The sequence below is a fragment of the Candidatus Blochmannia americanus (nom. nud.) genome, from assembly GCF_059934915.1.
The window spans coordinates 233,293-255,628 of record NZ_CP011792.1; the positions used below are offsets into that span (position 1 = coordinate 233,293).

Genomic DNA, 22,336 nt, shown 5'->3' on the forward strand with positions numbered 1-22,336 from the left:
TATTATAAATATTATTTGAGTTTTTAGTATCTCACTGTATATTAATATGATAACACCTGAATGTTATGTTATAAAGCCTATGATTGTGCCGATCTCTCAATCTGGAAAAAGGCTAGATTGTGTGCTTTCTGAATTATTGCCCAATTATTCACGGTCTAAAATAAAATGTTGGATTCTTTCTAAAAAAGTAAACGTTAATAATCAAATAGTTATTATTCCTAAAAAAAAAATGATAGGCGGTGAATTTATTGAAATAAAAGATATTGTTAATATTAATAATAGCATGATTCCTCAAGATATTCCTCTTGAGATTGTATATGAAGACACTGATATCGTGGTGATAAATAAAGCGAAGAATATGGTAGTTCATCCTGGTGCTGGTAATTATTCAGGTACTATACTAAATGCTTTGTTATATAGATATCCATCTATTATAGAAGTATTGCGAGCCGGTATTGTTCAACGTTTAGATAAAGATACTACCGGGTTAATGGTTGTCGCTAAAAATGTTATTGCATATCATAGTTTATTACAATTATTTAAAGAAAGAAAAATTGTTAGGGAATATGAAGCGGTAGTTCTCGGAAATTTATTTCATAATGAGGGAACAATAAATCAACCAATTCGAAGGCATACTATTCATCGCACCCGCATGACAGTAAACCCTATGGGCAAATCGGCCGTAACTCATTATTTCGTCACAGAATCATTTAAAATGCATACCAGAATTCGTGTGCGCCTTGAAACTGGGAGGACTCATCAAATTCGTGTGCATATGGCTTATATTCATCATCCATTATTAGGGGACCAGAAATACGGCAAATTAATTGACTCTATTAAAGGCGCATCTGATGAACTAAATGATTATTTGCATGTTTTTAATCGCCAAGCATTACATGCGGCTACATTACAATTATATCATCCTATTACTAAAATAAAAATGAAATGGGATATACCTTTGCCACAAGATATATTACACTTAATAAGTGTATTGAGAAAAAATGAAAGATGTTTTAAATAGAATATTGTTATAACGAATATTGTATGTTTTGATAATAATTATTATGAAATATAGCCGATTATTATCATATATTTTGTTATGCATGTAATGTTATAAATTGACTTCGAATAATATATATTGTTTATAAGCCATAATGTGTTATGTATTTAGGTGTATTAAAATATGCTTTATATTTCAATAGTTTTAGATGTTGAATTTTGAGTATTTAATATCCATTATCATCGGATACATATTGATTATGTGTGCTGATTAATATCTTATTTTACTATTATAATAGGAAAATGAATATTATGCGATTAGATCGTTTTACTCATAATTTTCAATTGGTTATTTCTGATGCTCAGTCTATAGCACTTAGAAAAGATAATCAGTTTCTTGAACCTATTCATGTGATGCTTGCTTTTTTAAAAGAAAACAGTGGATCGGTATATCAGATATTGATGCATGCTGGATTTAATGTTTCTCGGCTGACTATATTGGTTGAACAGGCATGTGATTGTTTGCCAAAAGTAGAAGGTGTTGGTGGAGATATTCAATGTTCTTACGATTTAATTAGAATGTTGAATTTATGTGATAAATTAGCGCAAAAATATAATGATACTTTTATTGCATCAGAAATGTTTATTTTAGCAGCTATGGAATCTCGTGGAGAATTGAATGATTTATTAAAAAAATTTGGATTAACTCTAGAAAACATAAAAAAGTCAATAGACTACGTACGTAATGATCGTTCAGTTAATGATCAAAAATCAGAATCCCAACGACAAGCATTGCAAAAATTTACTGTGGATATAACTAAATTTGCAGAACAAGGTAATCTTGATCCTGTTATTGGTCGTGATGAAGAAATTCGTCGCACCATTCAAGTATTACAGAGGCGTACTAAAAATAATCCTGTTCTTATAGGACAACCTGGCGTGGGAAAGACTGCTATCGTAGAAGGATTAGCTCAACGTATTATTAATGGTGAAGTTCCGGAAGGATTGAAAAATAGTCGTATATTAGCTTTAGATATAGGGTCATTATTAGCGGGATCGAAATATAGAGGGGAGTTTGAAGAGCGTTTAAAAAGTGTATTAAATGATGTATCTAAAGAGAATAATAATGTCATTTTGTTTATTGATGAATTACATATTATGGTCGGAGCTGGTAAATCGGATGGAGCAATGGATGCAAGCAATATGTTAAAACCAAGATTAGCTAGGGGTGAATTACATTGCGTAGGAGCAACTACATTTGACGAATATAGTAAATATATTGAAAAGGATGCGGCTTTAGAAAGACGTTTTCAAAAAATATTTGTTGCTGAACCTAGCGTTGAGGATACTATAGCTATTCTGCGTGGATTGAAAGAACGTTATGAATTACACCACAATGTTCATATTACTGATCCAGCAATAGTAGCTTCCGCAATTTTATCACATCGGTATGTTTCTGATCGTCAATTACCAGACAAAGCGATTGATTTGATTGATGAGGCTGCTTCTAGCATTCGTATACAAATAGATTCTAAACCAGAAGAATTAGATAGATTAGAACGACGTATTATGCAGTTGAAATCGGAACAGCAAGCATTAAAAAAGGAATCAGATAATGCTAGTGTGAAACGGTTAGAAGTATTAACTACTGAATTAATGAAAAAAGAACAAGATTATATTTGTCTTGAAAAAGAATGGAAAAATGAAAAAGTTTCGTTATCTAATACTCAAAGTATTAAGTCTGATTTAGAACAAGCAAAAATTTCTATTGATCAAGCGCGTCGTATTGGAGATTTAGCTTATATGTCTGAATTGCAATATGGTAGGATTCCAGAACTAGAAAAAAAGCTTGCTATAATATTAGAATCTAACAAAAAAATACGTCTTTTACGAAATTGTGTTACTGATATAGAAATTGCCTCAGTATTGTCTCGGTGGACTGGTATTCCTGTTTCTCGAATGCTAGCTAGTGAAAAAGATAAATTATTACATATGGAAGATACTTTACATCAATTAGTTGTTGGGCAACATGAAGCAGTAAAAGCAATATCTAATGCTATTCGTCGGAGTCGCTCTGGGTTATCCGATCTTAAACGTCCAATTGGTTCTTTTATGTTTTTAGGGCCCACTGGGGTAGGTAAAACTGAATTATGCAAGGCATTATCTGTATTTTTATTTGATACTAATAACGCAATAGTTCGTATTGATATGTCTGAATTTATGGAGAAACATTCTATATCAAGATTATTAGGAGCTCCTCCTGGTTACATTGGGTATGAATCAGGTGGATATTTGACCGAATCAATACGTCGTCGACCATATTCTGTTATTTTATTAGACGAAATAGAAAAAGCGCATGCGGAAATTTTTAATGTATTATTACAAGTCTTGGATGATGGGAGATTAACAGATGGGCATGGCCGTACGGTAAATTTCAATAATACTGTTATTATTATGACATCTAATTTGGGGTCAGATTTGATTCAAAAACGCTTCGGAGTCATAGATTATCAAGAAGTTAAAATTGTAGTATTAGATATAGTGCATCAACATTTTCGTCCAGAATTTGTTAATAGAATAGATGAAATAGTGGTATTTCATCCTCTGAGCCCTGAAAATCTTATTAAAATTGCTAATATTCAATTACAGTATTTGTGCGATCGTTTAGCAGAAAAAGGATATCTTAATACTCATGTTACTAACAAAGTCTTAGTATTTTTATCAAAAGTTGGTTTCGACCCGATGTATGGTGCGCGACCATTAAAACGTGCTATACAACAATATATTGAAAATCCGTTATCTCAAAAGATAATATCTGGACAATTGTTGCCAGGTAAGAAAATTACTTTAGATATTGCAAATAATACTATCGTCTTTGTTCAATGAAATGAATAGCAAAAATTGCTGAAAATTAAATTATTTAAAGCTTTCAATGCTAATATCTTGAATATTAGCATTGAAAGCTTCATTCATACTCAATATGCTATGCGTGTTACGATTGATTATACTTGTTGTTTTTATGTTACTGATTGATTCAGTATATATCTGAAGTGGGTGCTTCATATCAAAGGTTTATGCATTAAATAATTATTTTTTTATCATCATAAAAAGATAGGTACCGATATTATATAATATTTGAAAAAAATAAAATAGCGCGCATATGTATTTTATTCCTATAATTTGAATTTCTAATGATATGGAAAGATAGAATTCAACATTTGTTATAGGGATATATATCTAATATTTTTTATTAAAAATAAATAAATATATGAAGCATCATATTCGATTAAAATCGTTAAATACTTTTTCAGTGAATGTATTTGCTAACCGTATAGCCACAGTACATAATGAACGTACATTGTTAAAATTTTGGAGAGAAACTTATAATAAAGGTAACTCTGTTCTCATTTTAGGAGAGGGTAGTAATATTTTATTTTTAGCAAATTATACTGGTACAATATTATTAAACAGGATAAAAGGTATTTTTATTACTGAAAATAAAATGGCATGGCAACTCCATGTTGGAGCTGGAGAAAAATGGGATAAATTGGTGGCTTATACTATTAAAAAAAATATACCGGGATTAGAAAATTTAGCATGTATTCCAGGATATGTAGGGGCTGCTCCAATTCAAAACATTGGGGCTTATGGGATTGAGTTATCTCAGGTATGTGAGTACGTAGATGCTATAGACTTATATAATGGAAAAAAAATTCGCTTCACTTGTGCTGAGTGTGATTTCAAATATAGAGATAGTATTTTTAGAAATTGTTTAGAGAGATATGCTATTGTGTTTGTGGGATTGAGATTACGCAAACAGTGGAAACCTATATTAGATTATCATGAATTAACTCATTTAAATAAACGTTATATTACCCCTCGTCAAGTTTTTAATTTCATTAATATGATTAGACGTAAAAAATTACCAGATCCTATTTTAGTAGGGAATGCTGGTAGTTTTTTTAAAAATCCAATAATAGATGCTAAAATAGCGCATTGTTTATTGAAAATTTACCCAAACATGCCTTATTTTTATCAAAAAGATGGAAGAATAAAATTGTCAGCGGGGTGGTTAATAGAATATTGTCAATTAAAAGGTTGTGTTTTTGGGGAGGCATCGGTGCATTCTCAGCAGGCACTAGTATTGATAAATAGCAGGAAAATAGCTACTGGAACTGAAATTGCAGCGCTAGCTCTGTATATATATAATAAGGTTGCAGATCAGTTCAATATTTATTTAGAACCTGAAGTGAGATTAATTGGTAATTACGGAGAAATAGATCCACAAAAACTGTTTACTACATACATAAACAGTTAAATATGTGTATTTTATTTGAAAAAATTAAGTCGGATGCATTTTGAGCGCTTGTTATATTTAACGTAATTTATAAATTAATCTGGGATTATAAGGATTTGATAGGAATCAAAACATAAATATTGATTTATTTTTGGAGATTTGAAAATTTTGTTAAGGTATAATAAAAATTTTAATTTTACCAGATGTTCTTCTGGCTTAAATGAATCTCAGATTTTAGCACAATTATCCTGTCCTCGGATAATTGTGCTACGTGAAATTAATTCAACTAATCAATATATAATAGATAACATTCCATATATAAGACCCGGTGATGCTTGCGTTACAGAATATCAAACACGAGGCAGAGGAAGACGTGATAAAATTTGGGTCACGCCTTTTGGAGAAGGTATTTGTTTATCTATTTATTGGCAATTAAATCAGACTCCCCCAACAATTATTGCATTTAGTTTAATGGTAAGTGTGGTTGTAGCGAGAATATTAAAGAATTTCGGTGTATCTCAGATTAAAGTTAAATGGCCTAATGATTTATATATTCATGGACGAAAATTAGCAGGAATTTTAATTGAAATTATAACAAGAACTAATAGCATGACTCATATAATAATAGGTATTGGTATTAATTTATCTATGCGTACTCATACCACATTAAATGCTAAAATTGGTAGAAACTGGATTGATCTAAAAGATATTGGAGTCATGCTGGATCGAAATATTTTGGTGGCAACACTTGTTAATGTATTGCGTAAGGAATTAAAAGATTTTATGATTTTAGGATTTGCACCGTTTATTTATTATTGGAAGATTTTTGATTGTTTATGTCATAAACGGGTCACATTATTAATTGATGACCGTGAAATATATGATGGTACAGTTATTGGAGTAAACATGCATGGAGCGTTAATAGTAGAGCAGGCAGGTTCAATATGTTATTATTTAGGTGATAATATTTCTGTTTATGTGTCTTGAAACACATAAATTTGTTAAATTTTAGAAAAATATTTTGGATAGATGAATCATTGTTATTTTCTTAATTGAACGTTATTTATTGTGTGATTCACGCCTTTTTTTAAAATTAAATTTGCGCGTTCCCGAGTAGGTAAAATGTTTTCTTGCAAATTGAGTCCATTTATTTTAGTCCATAATTGTGAAGCTATGGACATTACTTTGTTTTTAGATAATTGAGCATAACGATAAAAATAAGAATTAGGGTAAGAAAAAGTAGTGTAACAAAATTTTAAAAATCTATCGATATACCATTCTTGTAGTAAATATTCTGGAGCATCAACATAAATAGAAAAATCAACAAAATCAGAGATAAAAATACAAGGTGAACGATAACAATAATCGTGATGAGTTTGTAGGATATTTAATCCTTCTAAAATAAGAATATCTGGTTTGTAAATTATCTGATGAACATTAGGAACAATATCATATATCATGTGGGAATACACAGGAATTGTTGTTGATTGAACTCCAGATTTAATTTTAGAAATAAAATTCACTAGACTAGTGATATCATAAGATTGGGGAAAACCTTTTTTTTTCATTAAATGGCGTTTCTTTAGTATTTTATTAGAATGTAAGAAACCATCAGTTGTGACTAATTCTACAATACGGTGTTCAGGCCATCTACTAAGTAGTGCTTGCAATACTCTTGCCGTAGTGCTTTTTCCTACGGCAACACTACCAGCAATACCTATAACATATGGTATGTGTTGCGCTTGAGTGCTTAAAAATTGTTTTAAAATATTTTGCCGTCTTATATTTGCACAAATATATAGGTTAATTAATTTAGATAAGGGTAAGTAAATTTCTATTACTTCATTCATAGAAAGATTATTATTTATTTCTCTTAAATTTAGAATTTCTCTCCGAGATAATGTTAATGGTACATTATCTCGGAGAGATGCCCATTCTTTACGATTAAAAGTTAAAAATGGCGGAGATGAAGCATGTAACATATTGTTTTACTATCATAGATAAACGTTTATTTTATAGAACAAATTTCCATATAAATACTGGATCAAAAAAAGGATTTAATTATTATAAATAATAATTATGCATTATAGTAGTAGCGTTATTAAATGAATAATAATTTCTGTGTTATTAAAAAATAATATTAATTTTTTCATATAAATGTTTTGAATAATTTTATTATCTCAAATACAATAGTGTAATAGAAGTTGCGTTTAAACATATATATTATTAATATAAGTTAAGTCGGCATTATTTTTTACATAACGTTGATGTGTGCCGGTGTAGCTCAATAGGAAGAGCAACTGATTTGTAATCAGTAGATCAAAGGTTCGAATCCTTTTGCCGGCATCTATAATTTTTTGATGGGGTTCCCGAGTGGCTAAAGGGAGCAGACTGTAAATCTGTCGTCGTAGACTTCGAAGGTTCAAATCCTTCCCCCATCATTTTTAATCATGCGAAATAAGCGACCTATTGTTTTAAAACATAGGTATTATGCAATTTTTATTATATAGCGGGCATCGTATAATGGCTATTACCTCAACCTTCCAAGTTGATGATGTGGGTTCAATTCCCGCTGTCCGCTTATACAGCAGGGTATGCTGGGCTATGCTGATATAGCTCAGACGGTAGAGCACATCCTTGGTAAGGGTGAGGCCAGCAGTTCGAATCTGCTTATCAGCACAACATATAACCGATTTTTATAAAGGGCGAAAAGCAAGTATGTTTACAGCGATACTGATTTTGATAACAATTTAATTTTTAATTAAAAAAATTAATACATATAAATATGTACAACATAATTTAGGAGATTTTATGAAAGGAGATGATCATATTATTATTCATCTTAATAATTTGTTGAGCGATGAGTTGATCGCTGTAAACCAATATTTTTTACATGCCAAAATTTTTAAAAATTGGGGATTAGAACGTCTTGACAATATAGAGTATCAAGAATGTATGGATGAATTAGATCATGCGGATTTGTACGCAAAACGTATTTTATTTTTAGAAGGCATGCCTACCTTAAGAAAATTTGATCCATTAAATATTAAAAAAAATATTGAAGATATTTTCCGCACTGATCTTAGTTTAGAATATCATAGCATTGACAATTTACGAAAAGGTATTAAATATGCCGATTCAATACAAGACTATATATCTAAAGATATAATGATACAAATTCTTAAAGACGAAGAAAAACATATTGATTTTTTAGAAACAGAACTAAATCTCATGATAAAGATTGGTATGCATAATTATATACAATCTCAGCTGAAAAAATAATCTTGATATCATCTGAATATTATACGTTATTTGTATGGTTTTGATGTTGAGAATTTTTCTGCTAAGCGTGTAAATTTTATTTCAAATTGATCTTGTTTTTTATTTGTTTACTGATACACTCTAGTATAGTGATATTTTTTTACAGAAAATAAGAAAAGTTGATTGGCATATTCGATTACGGAAAGAAAAAGATTTTTACATGTTATAAAGTACCCAAAATAGGAGTGTTTTATCTATTAATTTTGTATTATTCAATTATTAAAAAAATAACATGAAGATTATATGTAAAGTTATTTATGAATTATTAATTTTGGAGTTCTATATTCAAATATGCAGAATCAAAGGATCCGTATTCGTTTAAAAGCATTTGATCATCGGTTGATAGATAAGTCAACCGTAGAGATTGTGGAGACTGCCAAGCGTACTGGGGCGCAAGTACATGGGCCCATTCCATTGCCAACTAAAAAAGAACGATTTACTGTTTTAATTTCTCCGCATGTCAATAAAGACGCAAGAGATCAATATGAGATAAGAACTCATAAACGTTTAATAGATATCGTGGAACCTACTGATAAAACAGTAGATGCTTTAATGCGATTAGATTTAGCGGCGGGAGTAGATGTACAAATTAGTCTTGGTTAATGTAGTAGTACGTAGACTTTAATATACACATAGAGATAAAAAAGAAATTTTTAAGTAAAAACAAGAGGGGTTATATCTGTAATCATGCAAGGTCTAATTGGTCGCAAATTGGGCATGACTCGATTGTTTGATAAAGATGGTGTATCTATTCCTGTAACTATGATTGAAATCATACCGAATCGTGTAACACAAATAAAGAATGTCGAAAGTGATAGATATTGTGCTATTCAAGTCACTACTGGTGTCAAAAATTTTAATCGTATTAACAGACCAACAGCAGGGCATATGATAAAATCAGGAACTGATGCTGGGCGTGGGCTGTGGGAGTTTCGTTGTGCGATTGGAACTAAGGTATTAGTGGGGGATATTATTACTATACAAGTTTTTGAGAATATCAGAAAAGTCGATATTACAGGAATTTCCAAAGGAAAAGGTTTTTCAGGTACAGTAAAACGTTGGAACTTTCATATGCAAGATGCAAGTCATGGTAATTCTCTATCTCATAGAGCTCCTGGGTCTATTGGTCAGAATCAGACTCCTGGTAAAGTCTTCAAAGGTAAGAAAATGGCGGGTCAATTAGGCAATTATAAGGTTACAGTACAAAATTTAGACGTTATTAACGTCGATATAAAACGTAATTTATTATTAATTAAAGGCGCTGTTCCAGGAACAATTGGTGGTAATTTAATTATTAAAAAATCTATTAAAATACAACATTAGAGAGAAAATATAAATGGAATTAGAAGTGAAGGATTTTTCGACAGAAATTAGTGTGTCAGAGTTAATTAAGATTTCTGTATCTGATGAAATTTTTAGGTGCCCTTTTAATCCGGAATTGATACATCAAGTTGTTTCTTCTTATTTGACTAATTCTCGTCAAGGTACTCGGTCTCAAAAAAGTCGATCTGAAGTTTCAGGTTCTAATAAAAAACCTTGGCGTCAAAAAGGTACTGGGCGTGCACGTTCTGGATCAGTGAACAGCCCTATTTGGCGTTCTGGGGGGGTAACATTTGCAGCTAAGCCTAAATTATATAAACAAAAAATAAATAAAAAAATGTATAGAGGGGCAATAAAAAGTATTTTATCTAAATTAGTCAATGATAATCGTCTGTTTTTGATAAGAAATTTATTTATAGAAGAACCAAAAACTAAATTATTATTAAAAAGATTGCATACAATAACATCAAAAAGAAGTATATTGATTTTTACCGATGTTTTGGATAAAAATTTGTTTTTAGCATCACGTAATATTTACAAAATAGAAGTACGTACTGCAACACATATAGATCCAGTAAGTTTAATAAATTTTAATATTACTTTATTTGATGATAGTGTTATCAAAAAAATTGAGCATCAATTGGTATGATTTATCAAGAGCGTTTATTAAAGATATTGCGATCTACGCATATTTCTGAAAAAACATCTATCAAATCAGATCGGCATAATACTGTTGTTTTTAAAGTAGCAAAAGACGCAACTAAAACAGATATTAAAAATGCTGTAAATATGTTGTTTTCTGTAAAAGTAGATACTATAAACACTATAGTAGTCTCAGGAAAATCTAAAGGTAAGGCTAATAAGATTGGTCGTCGTAGTAACTGGAAAAAAGCATATGTTGTTTTAGAAAAAGGCCAAAAAATAGATTTTATTGATAAAGTAGAATAGATAAATACGGAAAATCAAAAGAGATGCCTATTATTAAATGTGATCCGACTTCTCCGGGTAGACGACATGCGAATAAATTAGTTAACTTTGGATTATATAAAGGACATCCCTATTCCTCATTGTTATCTAATAAAAATAATAAATCAGGAGGGCGTAATAATTACGGTCGTATTACTGTGCGTCATATCGGGGGGGGGCATAAAAAACGTTATCGAATACTTGATTTTAAACGCAATAAAGACGGGATTCCAGCTGTAATAAAACGTTTAGAATATGATCCCAATCGTTCGGCAAATATAGCATTGCTGTCATACAGAGATGGGGAGTATCGTTATATTTTAGCTCCAAAAGATATAAAAATAGGAGATGTCATCAGTTCTGGAGTAAACGTTCCAATAAAACCAGGAAATGCTTTGCCTATGAGTAATATTCCAATAGGATCTATTATTCATAATGTAGAAATGAAATTAGGAAAAGGGGGGCAATTAGCGCGCTCTGCAGGATCTTACGTACAAATTGTGGCTCGGGATGGAGGATATATGATACTTCGTTTGCGGTCTGGTGAAATAAGAAAGATTCGTTGTGAATGCCGAGCAACCGTGGGAGAAGTTGGTAATTCTGAGCATATGTTGCGTATGTTAGGTAAAGCTGGTGCTAATAGATGGCGCGGTACTCGTCCTACTGTTCGTGGCACAGCCATGAATCCAATTGATCATCCTCATGGAGGTGGAGAAGGTAAAAATTTCGGGAAACATCCCGTATCTCCTTGGGGAATGCAAACTAAAGGAAAAAAAACACGTAGTAACAAGCGTACAAATAGGTTTATATTGTCTCATCGTAGTAAATAAAATTTGAAAGATTAGGAAGGAAGTTTATGTCGCGTTCTATTAAGAAAGGACCGTTTATTGACCTGCATCTTCTAAAAAAAGTGGAGAAAGCAATAGAAACAGGCGATAAAAAACCTATTAAAACTTGGTCACGGCGATCAACGATATTTCCAAGAATGATCGGGTTAACTGTGTCAGTGCATAACGGACGTCAACACATACCTATATTCATATTAGATGAAATGGTTGGGCATAAATTAGGTGAATTCGCTCCAACTCGCACGTATCGTGGTCATTCGGTTGATAAGAAAATAAAAAAACATTATTAAATAATATAAGATTGTCATCTTAAAATAAGATGTACTATAAAGGATTTTCTGGTATGCAAACAATTGCGAGATGTTGTTATATTCGTTCTTCCGCTCAAAAACTTCGTTTAGTAATTAATACGGTACGAGGAAAAAAAGTATCACAGGCATTGAATATTTTAAAGTATACCAATAAAAAATCCGCTGAATTAGTAAAAAAGACTTTAGAGTCTGCTATTGCTAATGCGGAACATAACGATGGTTCGAATATTAATAACTTAAAAGTTATTAAAATTTTTGTAGATAATGGTCCTACTATTAAAAGAGTTATGCCACGTGCTAAAGGAAGATCAGATAAAATTATGAAACGAACAAGTCATCTTACTATAGTAGTATCTAATTAAAAAAATTAGATTTAAATGGACGGAGTGTTTAAAATGGGTCAAAAGGTACATCCAAATGGTGTGCGTTTGGGTATTACCAAGGCGTGGCATTCTACTTGGTATGCAAATAACAAAGATTTTTCTGATAATTTAGATAGTGATTTTAAGGTACGTCAGTTTTTGATGCAGAAACTTTCAAAAGCTTTAGTATCTCGTATAATTATTGAACGTCCTGCCAAGAGCATAAGAGTAACTGTTTATACAGCTAGGCCTGGTCTTATAATTGGAAAGAAAGGGGAGGATATTGAAAAATTACGTAAAAATATAGCAAAGATTTCTGGTGTTCCAACGCAACTTAATATTGCTGAGGTTCGTAAGCCAGAATTAGATGCTAAGTTGTTAGCTGATAATATTGCATCTCAATTAGAACGTAGAGTAATTTTCAGGCGAGCAATGAAACGTGTCGTTCAAAGCGCTATGCGCTTAGGTGCTAAAGGAATTAAAGTAGAAGTAAGCGGAAGATTAAGCGGAGCTGAGATCGCTCGTACTGAATGGTATAGAGAAGGACGTGTTCCATTACATACTTTGCGTGCTGATATTGATTATAGTTTTGCAGAAGCACATACTACATATGGTGTGATTGGCATTAAAGTATGGATATTTAAAGGTGAAATTTTAGGAGATGTATTACTTAATGCAGGGTATTTATTGGATCAATCGATTAATAATGTTGTCAAAAAAAAACATAAAACTCGCACATAAAGGATAATACGATGTTGCTGCAACCAAAGCGCACAAAGTTTCGTAAAATGCATAAAGGGCGTAACCGAGGAATAAAAGTAAACGACAATATTAGTTTTGGTGAATTTGCTTTAAAAGCTGTTAGTCGCGGACGACTAAAATCTTGTCAAATAGAAGCAGCACGGCGCGCCATAAGTCGTGCTGTAAAGCGTCAAGGAAAAATATGGATTCGTGTATTTCCAGATAAACCTATTACTAAAAAACCTCTCGAGGTACGCATGGGGAAAGGAAAAGGTAACGTGGAATATTGGGTTGCATTAATTCAACCGGGAAAAATATTATATGAAATAAACGGAGTATCGCAAGAGTTGGCATACAATGCTTTTAAATTAGGCGCATCAAAGTTACCTGTAAAAACTACTTTAATAGGAAGATAATGAATAACATTATGAAATCATCAAATCAAAAAAAAAATAATATTGTTACGTCGTTCCCATCAGAATTAATAAATGTGTTACGTGAACATTTTAATTTACGTGTGCAAGCAAAATTAGGTCAGTTAAAGCAGTTGCATTTATTAAAAAAGGTGCGTCGTAATATAGCATCTATCAAAAATTATATATCTAAAAATAAAAAAATATAAAGGAGAGTATTCCATGGGTGATAGGATTCATATCCAATTAGGTCATATAGTTAGCAAAAAAATGAACAAATCTGTTATTATATCCATAGAACGATTGATTAAACATTCAACATATAAAAAATTTATTAAACGTACCACTAAACTGCATGTGCATGATCCTAATAATGAGTCCGATGTTGGGGATCTTGTTGAAGTACAAGAATGTCGTCCTATGTCTAAAACAAAATCTTGGATATTAACTTCTATTATCAAAAAATCAGATTTTTAAAAAAAATAATAATTGTATGAATTAATAACAGATTTTATTAAAAATAACTAATAAATTAAAATATATTACATGCATGTAATATATTAAAATTTAAATTAATTACTATTATGGGGTGTTGTGTGATTCAAGAACGCACTATTTTAAATGTTGCTGATAATTCTGGAGCGCGGTACGCAATGTGTATTAAGGTATTAGGGGGTTCTGGTCGTCGTTATGCAGCTATAGGAGACGTCATTAAAGTTGCTATTAAAGAAGCAGTACCACGTGCTAAAGTGAAAAAAGGCGATGTATTAAAAGCTGTTGTAGTCCGTACAAAAAAAGGTGTACGTCGCTCAGATGGATCTGTTATTAGATTTGATAATAATGCCTGCGTATTGTTAAATGATGCGAATATCCAACCCGTTGGTACTCGTATTTTTGGTCCAGTAACTCGTGAATTACGCAATGAAAAATTTATGAAAATTATTTCTTTAGCTCCTGAAGTACTTTAATGGAGATGATTATATATGGCAGCAGCGAAAATTAAGCGTAACGATGAAGTTATGGTATTAAGTGGAAAAGATAAAGGGAAGAAAGGTATAGTACAGCGTGTTTTTTACGATACCGGTAGAGTTATAGTGACAGGAATAAATTTGGTAAAAAAACACCAAAAACCTATTCCTAATAAAAATCAACCAGGAGGTGTTATTGAAAAAGAAGCATCTATTGATGTATCCAACGTTGCGATATTTAATACTACTTTAAATAAAGTAGATCGTGTAGGATTTAAAATACAAAATGGAAAAAAAGTACGTATTTTTAAGTCTAGTGGGGATATTATCAAATGATCGGAATAGTATATGGCTAACTTATATAATTATTATAAAAATCATATAATAAAGAATTTAATGCATAAATTTCAGTATCAATCTATTATGCAAGTTCCTATAATTAAAAAAATTACTATTAATATGGGAGTTGGTAAATCTGTTATTAATAAAAAGCTTTTGGAAAAAGCAGCGGGAGATTTAATGGTAATTTCAGGGCAAAAACCAGTAATTACTAAAGCACGTAAATCTATTTCTAGTTTTAAAATTCGTCAGGGTCAACCTATTGGTTGCAAGGTAACTTTACGAAGCATGCGCATGTGGGAATTTCTTGAAAGATTTCTCTCTATTGCTATGCCTCGTATTCGCGATTTTCGCGGATTATCTGTTAACTCTTTTGATGGCCATGGTAATTATACTATTGGAATTCGTGAACAAATTATTTTTCCAGAAATTGATTACGATACTGTTGATGATATGCGAGGAATGGACATTACTATCACTACTAGCGCTATTTCTGACGATGAAGCATATGCTTTATTAAGTGATTTTCGCTTTCCATTTAGAAAATAATTGTATTACTTCAAGTAGAAGGAGCGTTGATCATGACTAAAGAATCTATAAAAGCACGTGAAACAAAGCGTTTAAAGTTAGTGAATAAGTATTATGCGCAACGTATTTCTCTTAAAAAAATTATTATTAATCAACGTATTCCTAAAGAGGAGCGTTGGAATGCTGTTTTAAAATTACAAACTTTACCACGTGATTCTAGTCCATCTAGACGACGTAATCGGTGTCGTCATACTGGACGTCCTCACGCTTTTTTAAGAAAATTTGGATTGAGCCGTATGAAGGTACGCGAAGCTGCTATGCGAGGCGAAATACCTGGTTTAAGAAAAGCTAGTTGGTAATTGTAATAATATTTTTATTGCTGGAGTTATAATGAGTATGCAAGATTCGATCGCAGAGATGTTAACAACTATACGTAATGGACAAATTGCTAAAAAAGAAAAAATTTGTATTCCTTCTTCTACAATGAAGGTGGCAATTGTTCATGTATTACTAGAAGAGGGATTCATAAAAAGATATAACATTAAAGATAGCATTAAACCTATTTTAGAAGTATTTTTAAAATATTATCAAAAAAGAAAGCCTGTCATAGATACTATACAGCGCATTAGTCGACCCGGACTACGTATCTATAAAAAGACGAAGGAATTACCTCAGGTAATGTCTGGTATGGGTGTTGTTATAGTTTCTACCTCTAAAGGTGTCATTACAGATAATAAAGCTCGGAAGCTTAATGTTGGTGGGGAGATCATATGTTATGTGTCTTAATACCAAAATATCACCACACCATGTATGTAAAACAATGATTTTTATCCCTAATAAAATAACAATAAAAATTAAAGACCATTGCATTCGTATTACAGGTGAGCTTGGTACGTTGACTTGCATATTACACAAATTGGTTGATGTTCAATTATATGAGACATCAAAACTGTTAGTATATACCGATAGTATTAATGTTAAAAACAAAGCTTTAATAGGAACAACACGAGCATTAATTCATGGTATGATTACTGGTGTTACGATTGGTTTCACTAAGAAATTACAACTCATAGGAATTGGTTATCGTGTGTCTATTCAAGGTAATATTATCAACTTAATCATAGGGTTATCTCATTCTATTAATTATATATTACCTGTAGGAATTACAGCAACATGTCCAAGTTATACCGAGATTGTTTTAACAGGCATGAATAAACAACTTGTTGGTCAGGTTGCAGCAGATTTAAGGGCACTGCGTCCTCCCGAGCCTTTTAAGGGCAAAGGTATTCGTTATATAAATGAGATAGTACATAGTAAAAATGCTAAGAAAAGATGATGATGATTATCAATCATATAGAGAATAATATAATATGAATAAAAAAGATGCTCGTATCAGAAGAGCTATGAAAACACGAAAAAAGTTATGTAAATTAGGTGTTATTAGATTAGTGGTGCATCGGACTTGCCGGCATATTTATGCTCAAGTAATTGCAAAGAATAATTCTGATGTTTTAGTTACAGCTTCTACGACGGAAAAATTAATTTCTAGTCAATTGAAAACAACTAGTAATAAACAAGCTGCAGCCATAGTAGGAAAAATTGTTGCAGAACGTGCAATAAAAAAAGGTATCATAGATGTGTCCTTTGATCGTTCTGGATTTAAATATCATGGTAGGGTAAAGATTTTAGCTGATTGTGCTAGACAAGCTGGGTTAAGCTTTTAAAGCAAGGTAAATGACATGAAATATATCGACAAACAGCCTGGTGAATTGCAAGAAAAATTGATTACGGTAAATCGAGTATCCAAGACGGTAAAAGGTGGTCGTGTGTTTAGTTTTACAGCTCTAACTGTGGTAGGAGATGCAAATGGTCGTGTAGGATTTGGTTACGGTAAGGCTCGTGAAGTTCCTTCAGCAATTCAAAAATCTATGGAAAAAGCGCGTCGTAATATGGTAGTTATTTCTTTATATAAAGGTACTTTACAGCACGCAGTTCAAGGGGTATATACAGGTTCTCGTATTTATATGCAACCCGCTTCCGAAGGGACTGGAATCATTGCTGGAACTACAATGCGTGCGATTTTAGAAGTAGTTGGAATACATAATGTATTAGCAAAGGCTTATGGTTCTACAAATCCGATCAATATAGTACGTGCGACTATGCATGCGTTGCAGAATATGAAATCTCCTGCAATGATTGCAGAAAAACGAGGAAAATCTATTAAAGAAATTTTAGGTTGTTATAATTATGTTAAAAATTATTAAACTTACTCAGATTAAAAGTTCTATTGGGTGTAAACCAAAACATAAGGCAACTTTGCATGGGTTAGGTTTGCGTCATATCAGAAATACTGTTGAAAGAATTGATACGCCTGCCATTCGTGGTATGATTAGATTAATCAATTACATGATCAAAGTGGAGCAGTAAATCATGTATCTTAATACTATTTCTCCGTCTAGAGGAGCTAAGCATTTAAGTAAACGAGTGGGTCGAGGTATAGGATCTGGATTAGGTAAAACAGGGGGTCGTGGGCATAAAGGACAAAAATCTCGTTCTGGAGGGAAGATTCGTCTTGGATTTGAAGGAGGTCAGACTCCTTTATATCGTAGATTACCAAAATTTGGATTTGTATCTCGAAAAGCTATGGTTACTCAAGAAATTAGATTATCTGATCTATCTTGTGTTTCAGATAAAGTAATAGATTTAAATATTTTAAAAACATATAATATTATTAAACATAAAATTAAGTTTGTTAAAATTATAATGTCTGGAGAAATTAAATGTCCTATCACAATAAGTAGCTTATTAGGCATAAGCAAAGGCGCGCGAACTGCAATTCGAGCGATAGGTGGTCAAATAGTAGAGGATAATTAAATTAAAATGATGACAATTACTAATATACGACGACGATCTACATCTACTTTTCAAAGCGTAAAAGGTGGGTTGAACGAATTAAAACGTAGGATTATGTTTGTGATTGGTGCCTTAATTATTTTCCGTATAGGATCATTTATCCCAATCCCGGGGGTGGATTTAATTATTTTAGCAAAAATTCTTGAACAACAACAGGGTACTATTATTGAAATGTTTAATATGTTTTCTGGAGGGTCCTTAAGTCGTGCTTCTATCTTTAGTTTAGGAATCATGCCATATATTTCAGCTTCAATTATTGTGCAATTATTAACCGCAGTACACCCTGTTTTAATAGAAATTAAAAAAGAAGGAGAAAGCGGAAGGAGAGTGATTAATCAATACATTCGCTATGGAACTTTAATACTGGGAATATTGCAGTCGGTAGGCATTGTTACTAGTTTACCTAGTGTGTCGGGGTTAGTGATTAATCCAGGATTTACTTTTTATTGCATAGCAATTATTAGTCTTGTTTGTGGCACTGTTTTTTTAATGTGGTTAGGTGATCAAATTACTAATAGAGGTATAGGAAATGGTATTTCAATTATTATTTTTTCAGGGATAGTTGCTGGGTTGCCACTTGCCATAGGACATACCATAGAACAAGTGCGACAAGATGAATTACATTTCTTTATATTAATTTTAGTTATTTGCCTAGTATTTAGTATTACTTTTTTCGTTGTATTTATGGAGAGAGGACAACGTCGTATTTTAGTGCATTATGCTCAACGTCAGCAAGGTCGTCGTATTTATGCTGCCCAAAGTACACACTTACCACTGAAAGTAAATATGGCTGGTGTTATTCCTGCTATTTTTGCTTCTAGTGTAATCCTGTTCCCAGGCACTGTTGTTTCTTGGTTTAGCAGTAGCACCAGTTGGCAATGGCTAATTATGATTTCTTTGTATCTACAACCAGGTCAACCACTATATATTTTGCTGTATGCAGCAGCAGTTATTTTTTTCTGTTTTTTTTATACATCTTTAGTTTTTAATCCGAGAGAAACAGCTGAAAATTTAAAAAAATCCGGAGCGTTTGTTCCTGGAATTAGACCGGGGGATCAGACTGCTAAATATATTAATAAAATTATGATTCGTTTGACTTTTATTGGCGCAATATATGTTACATTCATTTGCTTAGTACCAGAGTTTATGAGAATTGCAATGAAAGTCCCTTTTTATTTTGGGGGAACATCTTTACTCATTGTAGTTGTAGTAATTATGGATTTCATGGCCCAAATACAAACTTTAATGATGTCTAGTCAATATGAATCTGTGTTGAAAAAAAGCAAATTTAAAACATTTTAATCGTTGATTAAAAATATTATATTTTGCATATAGGGAAAATTATGAAAGTACGTACGTCAGTGAAAAAATTATGTCGTTATTGTGAAATTGTGAAGAGACACAATGTTATTCGTGTAGTTTGTCGTGTAGATCCGAAACATAAACAGAGACAAGGATGATTGTTATTAAACGTAGAATAATTAATTTTTAGGAGTATAAAAATAGTGGTACGTATAGCAGGTGTTAATGTACCTGATCGAAAACATGCCTTTGTTGCTTTAACGTCAATTTATGGCATTGGGAAATCTCGTGCTCGTTTGATTTGTTTGCATATAGGCATAAATGAACATATACAACTTTGTAAGTTATCTGAAATACACATAGATAAATTACGTGATGCGGTTGGTAAATATATTGTAGAAGGGGATTTACGTCGTGAAGTAACTTTAAACATCAAACGTTTGATAGATCTTGGTACTTACCGAGGATTACGTCATCGCCGTAATTTACCAGTACGTGGACAAAGAACGCGAACAAATGCAAGAACCCGTAAGGGGCCTCGTAAATCTATACATAAATAACTTAAGTAATAAATAAAAAAAGAAAGTGTATAAAATATAAAATGATTAAATCATCCAATCTTAGAGCGCGCAGGCGGCTTAAAAAACAAATTTTAGATGGTGTGGCGCACATACATGCATCTTTTAATAATACTATTATTACCATTAGCGATAGGCAAGGTAATACTTTAGGATGGGCTACAGCAGGAGGCTCTGGGTTTCGAGGGTCTCGTAAATCTACACCATTTGCTGCTCAAATAGCGGCAGAACGTTGCGCTGAAATAGTGCAAGAATATGGAATAAAAAATTTAGAAGTTATGGTGAAAGGGCCGGGACCAGGACGAGAATCTGCAGTGCGAGCGTTAAACGCAGTAGGATTCCACATTACTAGCATTACTGATGTTACTCCGATTCCTCATAATGGGTGTCGTCCTTCCAAAAAACGCCGTGTCTAAAGAATATGTATTGGTTATTTTTAAGGAAATAAAGTATATGGCAAAATATTTAGGACCTAAACTTAAACTCAGTCGTCGAGAAGGTACGGACCTTTTTTTAAAATCCGGAATTCGTTCAATCGATTCTAAATGTAAACTTGAACAACCTCCAGGACAGCATAGTATGCGTAAATCTCGGTTTTCAGATTATGGAGTACAGCTACGAGAAAAACAAAAAGTTAGACGCATATATGGAATTTTAGAACGTCAATTCTCTAATTATTATAAGAAAGCTACCCGTATTAAAGGTAATACGGGCGAAAATTTATTAAAATTGCTAGAAAGTAGATTAGATAATATTGTATATCGTATGGGGTTTGGGGCAACACGCGCTGAGGCACGACAGTTAGTTAGCCATAAGTCTGTTGTTGTTGGTAACCATATTGTGAATATAGCTTCATATCAAGTTGTTCCTAATACTGTTATTAAGATACATAGCGGATCACATAAGCAATCCAGGATTCGTGCTTCTTTAGAACTCGCTGAGCAACAAAAAGAAAAATTAGGGTGGATTGAAGTTGATCCTATTAGGCTACAAGGTTTATTTAAACGTTATCCAGAGCGTAATGAATTATCTGCAAATATCGATGAACACTTAATCGTTGAGTTATATTCAAAGTAAGTAAAATTGTAAAATCATGAAAAGAGAGGCAATAATGCAGAGCTCTGTAATAGAATTTTTAAAGCCCCGTTTAGTAGATATTGAACAAATTACTAAAACACATGCTAAAGTTACTTTAGAGCCATTGGAACGAGGATTTGGTCATACATTGGGGAATGCCCTGCGTCGTATCTTACTTTCTTCAATGCCCGGGTATGCTATAACGGAGGTCGAAATTGATGGAGTATTGCATGAGTATAGCACGAAAGAAGGCATACAAGAAGATATTTTAGAAATTTTACTCAACTTAAAGAAATTAGCTATCAGAATTGAAGGAAAAGATCATATTACTTTAATTTTAAAAAAATCTGGTATCGGGCCTGTAGTTGCAAATGATATATCACGTGATAGTAACAGTGTAAAAATTATTACGCCAGAACATATTATATGCCATATAACTGATAAGAATACATCTATTAATATGCGTATTAAAGTACAGCGTGGAAGAGGTTATGTGCCGGCTTCTTCTAGGTTTAATCCTGAATCAGATGTCTTGCCAATTGGTCGATTATTATTAGATGCATGCTATAGCCCGGTAGAAAGAATTTCTTATAATGTAGAAGCTGCTCGTGTTGAACAACGCACAGATTTAGATAAATTAATTATTGATATGGAAACTGATGGCACTATAGAACCAGAAGAAGCAATTAGGCGTGCCGCAACAATTTTGTCTGAACAACTTGAAGCGTTCATTGATTTAAGAGATATACGTCAACCAGAACATAAAGAAGAAAAACCGGAATTTGATCCAATTTTGTTACGTCTTGTTGATGATTTGGAACTTACTGTGCGTTCTGCTAATTGTCTAAAAGCAGAATCTATTCATTATATTGGAGATTTAGTACAACGAACAGAAGTAGAATTATTAAAGACCCCTAATTTAGGAAAAAAATCTTTGACAGAAATAAAGGATGTATTAGCATCTCGTGGATTATCTTTGGGAACACGGTTAGAAAATTGGCCTCCGGAAAGTATTTTAGATAGTTAATATATTTATAACTAACTTAGTATTAT

General features: G+C 32.2%; 33 protein-coding genes and 4 tRNA genes. 36 read left to right on the forward strand and 1 reads right to left on the reverse strand.

Annotated elements, in window-relative coordinates; all coding sequences use genetic code 11:
• Positions 1 to 46: 46 nt before the first annotated feature.
• The 4 genes from rluD (at position 47) to Bamer462_RS00950 (ending at position 6,283) form a co-directional block, all read left to right on the forward strand.
• A complete protein-coding gene (gene rluD / locus Bamer462_RS00935) occupies positions 47 to 1,021 on the forward strand; it encodes a 23S rRNA pseudouridine(1911/1915/1917) synthase RluD (RefSeq protein ID WP_500837839.1) in 975 nt (324 codons plus the stop codon).
• A gap of 290 nt (positions 1,022 to 1,311) precedes the next feature.
• Entirely contained in the window at positions 1,312 to 3,885 is a 2,574-nt protein-coding gene (gene clpB / locus Bamer462_RS00940; protein WP_500837840.1) for an ATP-dependent chaperone ClpB, read from the forward strand.
• A 382-nt stretch (positions 3,886 to 4,267) separates the two neighbouring features.
• A complete protein-coding gene (murB, locus tag Bamer462_RS00945) occupies positions 4,268 to 5,317 on the forward strand; it encodes a UDP-N-acetylmuramate dehydrogenase (RefSeq protein WP_500837841.1) in 1,050 nt (349 codons plus the stop codon).
• A gap of 243 nt (positions 5,318 to 5,560) precedes the next feature.
• Positions 5,561 to 6,283, forward strand: coding sequence for a biotin--[acetyl-CoA-carboxylase] ligase (locus tag Bamer462_RS00950; RefSeq protein ID WP_500837842.1), 723 nt, complete (start codon positions 5,561 to 5,563; stop codon positions 6,281 to 6,283).
• Between the two features lie 53 nt (positions 6,284 to 6,336).
• Here Bamer462_RS00950 and coaA read toward each other — a convergent pair whose 3' ends face one another.
• Positions 6,337 to 7,278 (reverse strand): type I pantothenate kinase, encoded by a 942-nt coding sequence (gene coaA, locus Bamer462_RS00955; protein WP_500837843.1) that lies wholly within the window; start codon positions 7,276 to 7,278, stop codon positions 6,337 to 6,339.
• A 291-nt stretch (positions 7,279 to 7,569) separates the two neighbouring features.
• On the opposite strand from coaA, the gene Bamer462_RS00960 reads away from it, so the two are divergent.
• The 32 genes from Bamer462_RS00960 (at position 7,570) to Bamer462_RS01115 (ending at position 22,310) form a co-directional block, all read left to right on the forward strand.
• A tRNA-Thr gene (locus tag Bamer462_RS00960) sits at positions 7,570 to 7,642 on the forward strand.
• A gap of 13 nt (positions 7,643 to 7,655) precedes the next feature.
• Positions 7,656 to 7,737 (forward strand) — tRNA-Tyr (locus tag Bamer462_RS00965).
• 68 nt (positions 7,738 to 7,805) lie between these two features.
• A tRNA-Gly gene (locus Bamer462_RS00970) sits at positions 7,806 to 7,877 on the forward strand.
• A gap of 25 nt (positions 7,878 to 7,902) precedes the next feature.
• A tRNA-Thr gene (locus tag Bamer462_RS00975) sits at positions 7,903 to 7,975 on the forward strand.
• Between the two features lie 132 nt (positions 7,976 to 8,107).
• A complete protein-coding gene (gene bfr / locus Bamer462_RS00980; protein WP_500837844.1) occupies positions 8,108 to 8,578 on the forward strand; it encodes a bacterioferritin in 471 nt (156 codons plus the stop codon).
• A gap of 330 nt (positions 8,579 to 8,908) precedes the next feature.
• Positions 8,909 to 9,220, forward strand: a complete 312-nt coding sequence (gene rpsJ, locus Bamer462_RS00985; RefSeq protein WP_500836735.1) for a 30S ribosomal protein S10 — start codon at positions 8,909 to 8,911, stop codon at positions 9,218 to 9,220.
• A gap of 84 nt (positions 9,221 to 9,304) precedes the next feature.
• Positions 9,305 to 9,940 (forward strand): 50S ribosomal protein L3, encoded by a 636-nt coding sequence (gene rplC, locus Bamer462_RS00990; protein WP_500837845.1) that lies wholly within the window; start codon positions 9,305 to 9,307, stop codon positions 9,938 to 9,940.
• A 13-nt stretch (positions 9,941 to 9,953) separates the two neighbouring features.
• The gene (gene rplD, locus Bamer462_RS00995; protein ID WP_500837846.1) at positions 9,954 to 10,586 is read left to right on the forward strand and encodes a 50S ribosomal protein L4; all 633 of its coding nucleotides are present in this window, start codon (positions 9,954 to 9,956) and stop codon (positions 10,584 to 10,586) included.
• Complete coding sequence (rplW, locus tag Bamer462_RS01000; RefSeq protein WP_500837847.1) at positions 10,583 to 10,885, forward strand: 50S ribosomal protein L23; 303 nt, start codon at positions 10,583 to 10,585, stop codon at positions 10,883 to 10,885. Before rplD ends, rplW begins: the two co-directional genes overlap by 4 nt.
• Positions 10,886 to 10,908: 23 nt before the next feature.
• On the forward strand, positions 10,909 to 11,733 hold the full coding sequence (gene rplB, locus Bamer462_RS01005; protein ID WP_500837848.1) for a 50S ribosomal protein L2: 825 nt from the start codon (positions 10,909 to 10,911) through the stop codon (positions 11,731 to 11,733).
• A gap of 26 nt (positions 11,734 to 11,759) precedes the next feature.
• Positions 11,760 to 12,041, forward strand: coding sequence for a 30S ribosomal protein S19 (gene rpsS / locus Bamer462_RS01010; RefSeq protein ID WP_500837849.1), 282 nt, complete (start codon positions 11,760 to 11,762; stop codon positions 12,039 to 12,041).
• A 53-nt stretch (positions 12,042 to 12,094) separates the two neighbouring features.
• Positions 12,095 to 12,424, forward strand: coding sequence for a 50S ribosomal protein L22 (rplV, locus tag Bamer462_RS01015; protein WP_500837975.1), 330 nt, complete (start codon positions 12,095 to 12,097; stop codon positions 12,422 to 12,424).
• Between the two features lie 33 nt (positions 12,425 to 12,457).
• Entirely contained in the window at positions 12,458 to 13,165 is a 708-nt protein-coding gene (gene rpsC / locus Bamer462_RS01020) for a 30S ribosomal protein S3 (RefSeq protein WP_500837850.1), read from the forward strand.
• A gap of 14 nt (positions 13,166 to 13,179) precedes the next feature.
• Positions 13,180 to 13,581 carry a 50S ribosomal protein L16 gene (gene rplP, locus Bamer462_RS01025; RefSeq protein ID WP_500837976.1) on the forward strand — a complete coding sequence of 134 codons (402 nt, stop codon included), beginning with the start codon at positions 13,180 to 13,182 and terminating at the stop codon, positions 13,579 to 13,581.
• Entirely contained in the window at positions 13,581 to 13,787 is a 207-nt protein-coding gene (rpmC, locus tag Bamer462_RS01030) for a 50S ribosomal protein L29 (RefSeq protein WP_500837851.1), read from the forward strand. Before rplP ends, rpmC begins: the two co-directional genes overlap by 1 nt.
• 13 nt (positions 13,788 to 13,800) lie before the next feature.
• Positions 13,801 to 14,055 carry a 30S ribosomal protein S17 gene (rpsQ, locus tag Bamer462_RS01035; protein ID WP_500837852.1) on the forward strand — a complete coding sequence of 85 codons (255 nt, stop codon included), beginning with the start codon at positions 13,801 to 13,803 and terminating at the stop codon, positions 14,053 to 14,055.
• Positions 14,056 to 14,174: 119 nt separating this feature from the next.
• A complete protein-coding gene (gene rplN / locus Bamer462_RS01040) occupies positions 14,175 to 14,546 on the forward strand; it encodes a 50S ribosomal protein L14 (RefSeq protein ID WP_500837853.1) in 372 nt (123 codons plus the stop codon).
• A gap of 15 nt (positions 14,547 to 14,561) precedes the next feature.
• Entirely contained in the window at positions 14,562 to 14,882 is a 321-nt protein-coding gene (rplX, locus tag Bamer462_RS01045; RefSeq protein ID WP_500837854.1) for a 50S ribosomal protein L24, read from the forward strand.
• A gap of 12 nt (positions 14,883 to 14,894) precedes the next feature.
• On the forward strand, positions 14,895 to 15,434 hold the full coding sequence (rplE, locus tag Bamer462_RS01050) for a 50S ribosomal protein L5 (RefSeq protein WP_500837855.1): 540 nt from the start codon (positions 14,895 to 14,897) through the stop codon (positions 15,432 to 15,434).
• A 32-nt stretch (positions 15,435 to 15,466) separates the two neighbouring features.
• On the forward strand, positions 15,467 to 15,772 hold the full coding sequence (rpsN, locus tag Bamer462_RS01055; protein WP_500837856.1) for a 30S ribosomal protein S14: 306 nt from the start codon (positions 15,467 to 15,469) through the stop codon (positions 15,770 to 15,772).
• Between the two features lie 31 nt (positions 15,773 to 15,803).
• Complete coding sequence (gene rpsH, locus Bamer462_RS01060) at positions 15,804 to 16,199, forward strand: 30S ribosomal protein S8 (RefSeq protein ID WP_500837857.1); 396 nt, start codon at positions 15,804 to 15,806, stop codon at positions 16,197 to 16,199.
• Positions 16,189 to 16,749, forward strand: a complete 561-nt coding sequence (gene rplF / locus Bamer462_RS01065) for a 50S ribosomal protein L6 (protein WP_500837858.1) — start codon at positions 16,189 to 16,191, stop codon at positions 16,747 to 16,749. Before rpsH ends, rplF begins: the two co-directional genes overlap by 11 nt.
• Before the next feature lie 34 nt (positions 16,750 to 16,783).
• On the forward strand, positions 16,784 to 17,137 hold the full coding sequence (gene rplR, locus Bamer462_RS01070; RefSeq protein ID WP_500837859.1) for a 50S ribosomal protein L18: 354 nt from the start codon (positions 16,784 to 16,786) through the stop codon (positions 17,135 to 17,137).
• 15 nt (positions 17,138 to 17,152) lie between these two features.
• Complete coding sequence (gene rpsE / locus Bamer462_RS01075) at positions 17,153 to 17,677, forward strand: 30S ribosomal protein S5 (RefSeq protein ID WP_500837860.1); 525 nt, start codon at positions 17,153 to 17,155, stop codon at positions 17,675 to 17,677.
• Positions 17,661 to 17,840, forward strand: coding sequence for a 50S ribosomal protein L30 (gene rpmD / locus Bamer462_RS01080; protein WP_500837861.1), 180 nt, complete (start codon positions 17,661 to 17,663; stop codon positions 17,838 to 17,840). Before rpsE ends, rpmD begins: the two co-directional genes overlap by 17 nt.
• A gap of 3 nt (positions 17,841 to 17,843) precedes the next feature.
• The gene (gene rplO, locus Bamer462_RS01085; RefSeq protein ID WP_500837862.1) at positions 17,844 to 18,287 is read left to right on the forward strand and encodes a 50S ribosomal protein L15; all 444 of its coding nucleotides are present in this window, start codon (positions 17,844 to 17,846) and stop codon (positions 18,285 to 18,287) included.
• Between the two features lie 9 nt (positions 18,288 to 18,296).
• The gene (secY, locus tag Bamer462_RS01090; protein ID WP_500837977.1) at positions 18,297 to 19,628 is read left to right on the forward strand and encodes a preprotein translocase subunit SecY; all 1,332 of its coding nucleotides are present in this window, start codon (positions 18,297 to 18,299) and stop codon (positions 19,626 to 19,628) included.
• Between the two features lie 41 nt (positions 19,629 to 19,669).
• Positions 19,670 to 19,786, forward strand: a complete 117-nt coding sequence (gene rpmJ, locus Bamer462_RS01095; protein WP_250242145.1) for a 50S ribosomal protein L36 — start codon at positions 19,670 to 19,672, stop codon at positions 19,784 to 19,786.
• Between the two features lie 45 nt (positions 19,787 to 19,831).
• Entirely contained in the window at positions 19,832 to 20,188 is a 357-nt protein-coding gene (gene rpsM, locus Bamer462_RS01100; RefSeq protein WP_500837863.1) for a 30S ribosomal protein S13, read from the forward strand.
• Positions 20,189 to 20,229: 41 nt separating this feature from the next.
• Entirely contained in the window at positions 20,230 to 20,622 is a 393-nt protein-coding gene (gene rpsK / locus Bamer462_RS01105) for a 30S ribosomal protein S11 (protein ID WP_500837864.1), read from the forward strand.
• 37 nt (positions 20,623 to 20,659) lie between these two features.
• Entirely contained in the window at positions 20,660 to 21,283 is a 624-nt protein-coding gene (gene rpsD / locus Bamer462_RS01110; RefSeq protein WP_500837865.1) for a 30S ribosomal protein S4, read from the forward strand.
• 34 nt (positions 21,284 to 21,317) lie between these two features.
• On the forward strand, positions 21,318 to 22,310 hold the full coding sequence (locus Bamer462_RS01115; protein ID WP_500837978.1) for a DNA-directed RNA polymerase subunit alpha: 993 nt from the start codon (positions 21,318 to 21,320) through the stop codon (positions 22,308 to 22,310).
• The last annotated feature ends 26 nt before the right edge of the window (positions 22,311 to 22,336 follow it).

Coding starts and splice junctions, on each gene's coding strand:
- rluD (WP_500837839.1), top strand. CDS start 47: ATGATAACACCTGAATGTTATGTTATAAAGCCTATGATTGTGCCGATC.
- clpB (WP_500837840.1), top strand. CDS start 1,312: ATGCGATTAGATCGTTTTACTCATAATTTTCAATTGGTTATTTCTGAT.
- murB (WP_500837841.1), top strand. CDS start 4,268: ATGAAGCATCATATTCGATTAAAATCGTTAAATACTTTTTCAGTGAAT.
- coaA (WP_500837843.1), bottom strand. CDS start 7,278: ATGTTACATGCTTCATCTCCGCCATTTTTAACTTTTAATCGTAAAGAA.
- bfr (WP_500837844.1), top strand. CDS start 8,108: ATGAAAGGAGATGATCATATTATTATTCATCTTAATAATTTGTTGAGC.
- rpsJ (WP_500836735.1), top strand. CDS start 8,909: ATGCAGAATCAAAGGATCCGTATTCGTTTAAAAGCATTTGATCATCGG.
- rplC (WP_500837845.1), top strand. CDS start 9,305: ATGCAAGGTCTAATTGGTCGCAAATTGGGCATGACTCGATTGTTTGAT.
- rplD (WP_500837846.1), top strand. CDS start 9,954: ATGGAATTAGAAGTGAAGGATTTTTCGACAGAAATTAGTGTGTCAGAG.
- rplW (WP_500837847.1), top strand. CDS start 10,583: ATGATTTATCAAGAGCGTTTATTAAAGATATTGCGATCTACGCATATT.
- rplB (WP_500837848.1), top strand. CDS start 10,909: ATGCCTATTATTAAATGTGATCCGACTTCTCCGGGTAGACGACATGCG.
- rpsS (WP_500837849.1), top strand. CDS start 11,760: ATGTCGCGTTCTATTAAGAAAGGACCGTTTATTGACCTGCATCTTCTA.
- rplV (WP_500837975.1), top strand. CDS start 12,095: ATGCAAACAATTGCGAGATGTTGTTATATTCGTTCTTCCGCTCAAAAA.
- rpsC (WP_500837850.1), top strand. CDS start 12,458: ATGGGTCAAAAGGTACATCCAAATGGTGTGCGTTTGGGTATTACCAAG.
- rpmC (WP_500837851.1), top strand. CDS start 13,581: ATGAATAACATTATGAAATCATCAAATCAAAAAAAAAATAATATTGTT.
- rpsQ (WP_500837852.1), top strand. CDS start 13,801: ATGGGTGATAGGATTCATATCCAATTAGGTCATATAGTTAGCAAAAAA.
- rplX (WP_500837854.1), top strand. CDS start 14,562: ATGGCAGCAGCGAAAATTAAGCGTAACGATGAAGTTATGGTATTAAGT.
- rplE (WP_500837855.1), top strand. CDS start 14,895: ATGGCTAACTTATATAATTATTATAAAAATCATATAATAAAGAATTTA.
- rpsN (WP_500837856.1), top strand. CDS start 15,467: ATGACTAAAGAATCTATAAAAGCACGTGAAACAAAGCGTTTAAAGTTA.
- rpsH (WP_500837857.1), top strand. CDS start 15,804: ATGAGTATGCAAGATTCGATCGCAGAGATGTTAACAACTATACGTAAT.
- rplF (WP_500837858.1), top strand. CDS start 16,189: ATGTGTCTTAATACCAAAATATCACCACACCATGTATGTAAAACAATG.
- rplR (WP_500837859.1), top strand. CDS start 16,784: ATGAATAAAAAAGATGCTCGTATCAGAAGAGCTATGAAAACACGAAAA.
- rpsE (WP_500837860.1), top strand. CDS start 17,153: ATGAAATATATCGACAAACAGCCTGGTGAATTGCAAGAAAAATTGATT.
- rpmD (WP_500837861.1), top strand. CDS start 17,661: ATGTTAAAAATTATTAAACTTACTCAGATTAAAAGTTCTATTGGGTGT.
- rplO (WP_500837862.1), top strand. CDS start 17,844: ATGTATCTTAATACTATTTCTCCGTCTAGAGGAGCTAAGCATTTAAGT.
- secY (WP_500837977.1), top strand. CDS start 18,297: ATGACAATTACTAATATACGACGACGATCTACATCTACTTTTCAAAGC.
- rpmJ (WP_250242145.1), top strand. CDS start 19,670: ATGAAAGTACGTACGTCAGTGAAAAAATTATGTCGTTATTGTGAAATT.
- rpsK (WP_500837864.1), top strand. CDS start 20,230: ATGATTAAATCATCCAATCTTAGAGCGCGCAGGCGGCTTAAAAAACAA.
- rpsD (WP_500837865.1), top strand. CDS start 20,660: ATGGCAAAATATTTAGGACCTAAACTTAAACTCAGTCGTCGAGAAGGT.
- Bamer462_RS01115 (WP_500837978.1), top strand. CDS start 21,318: ATGCAGAGCTCTGTAATAGAATTTTTAAAGCCCCGTTTAGTAGATATT.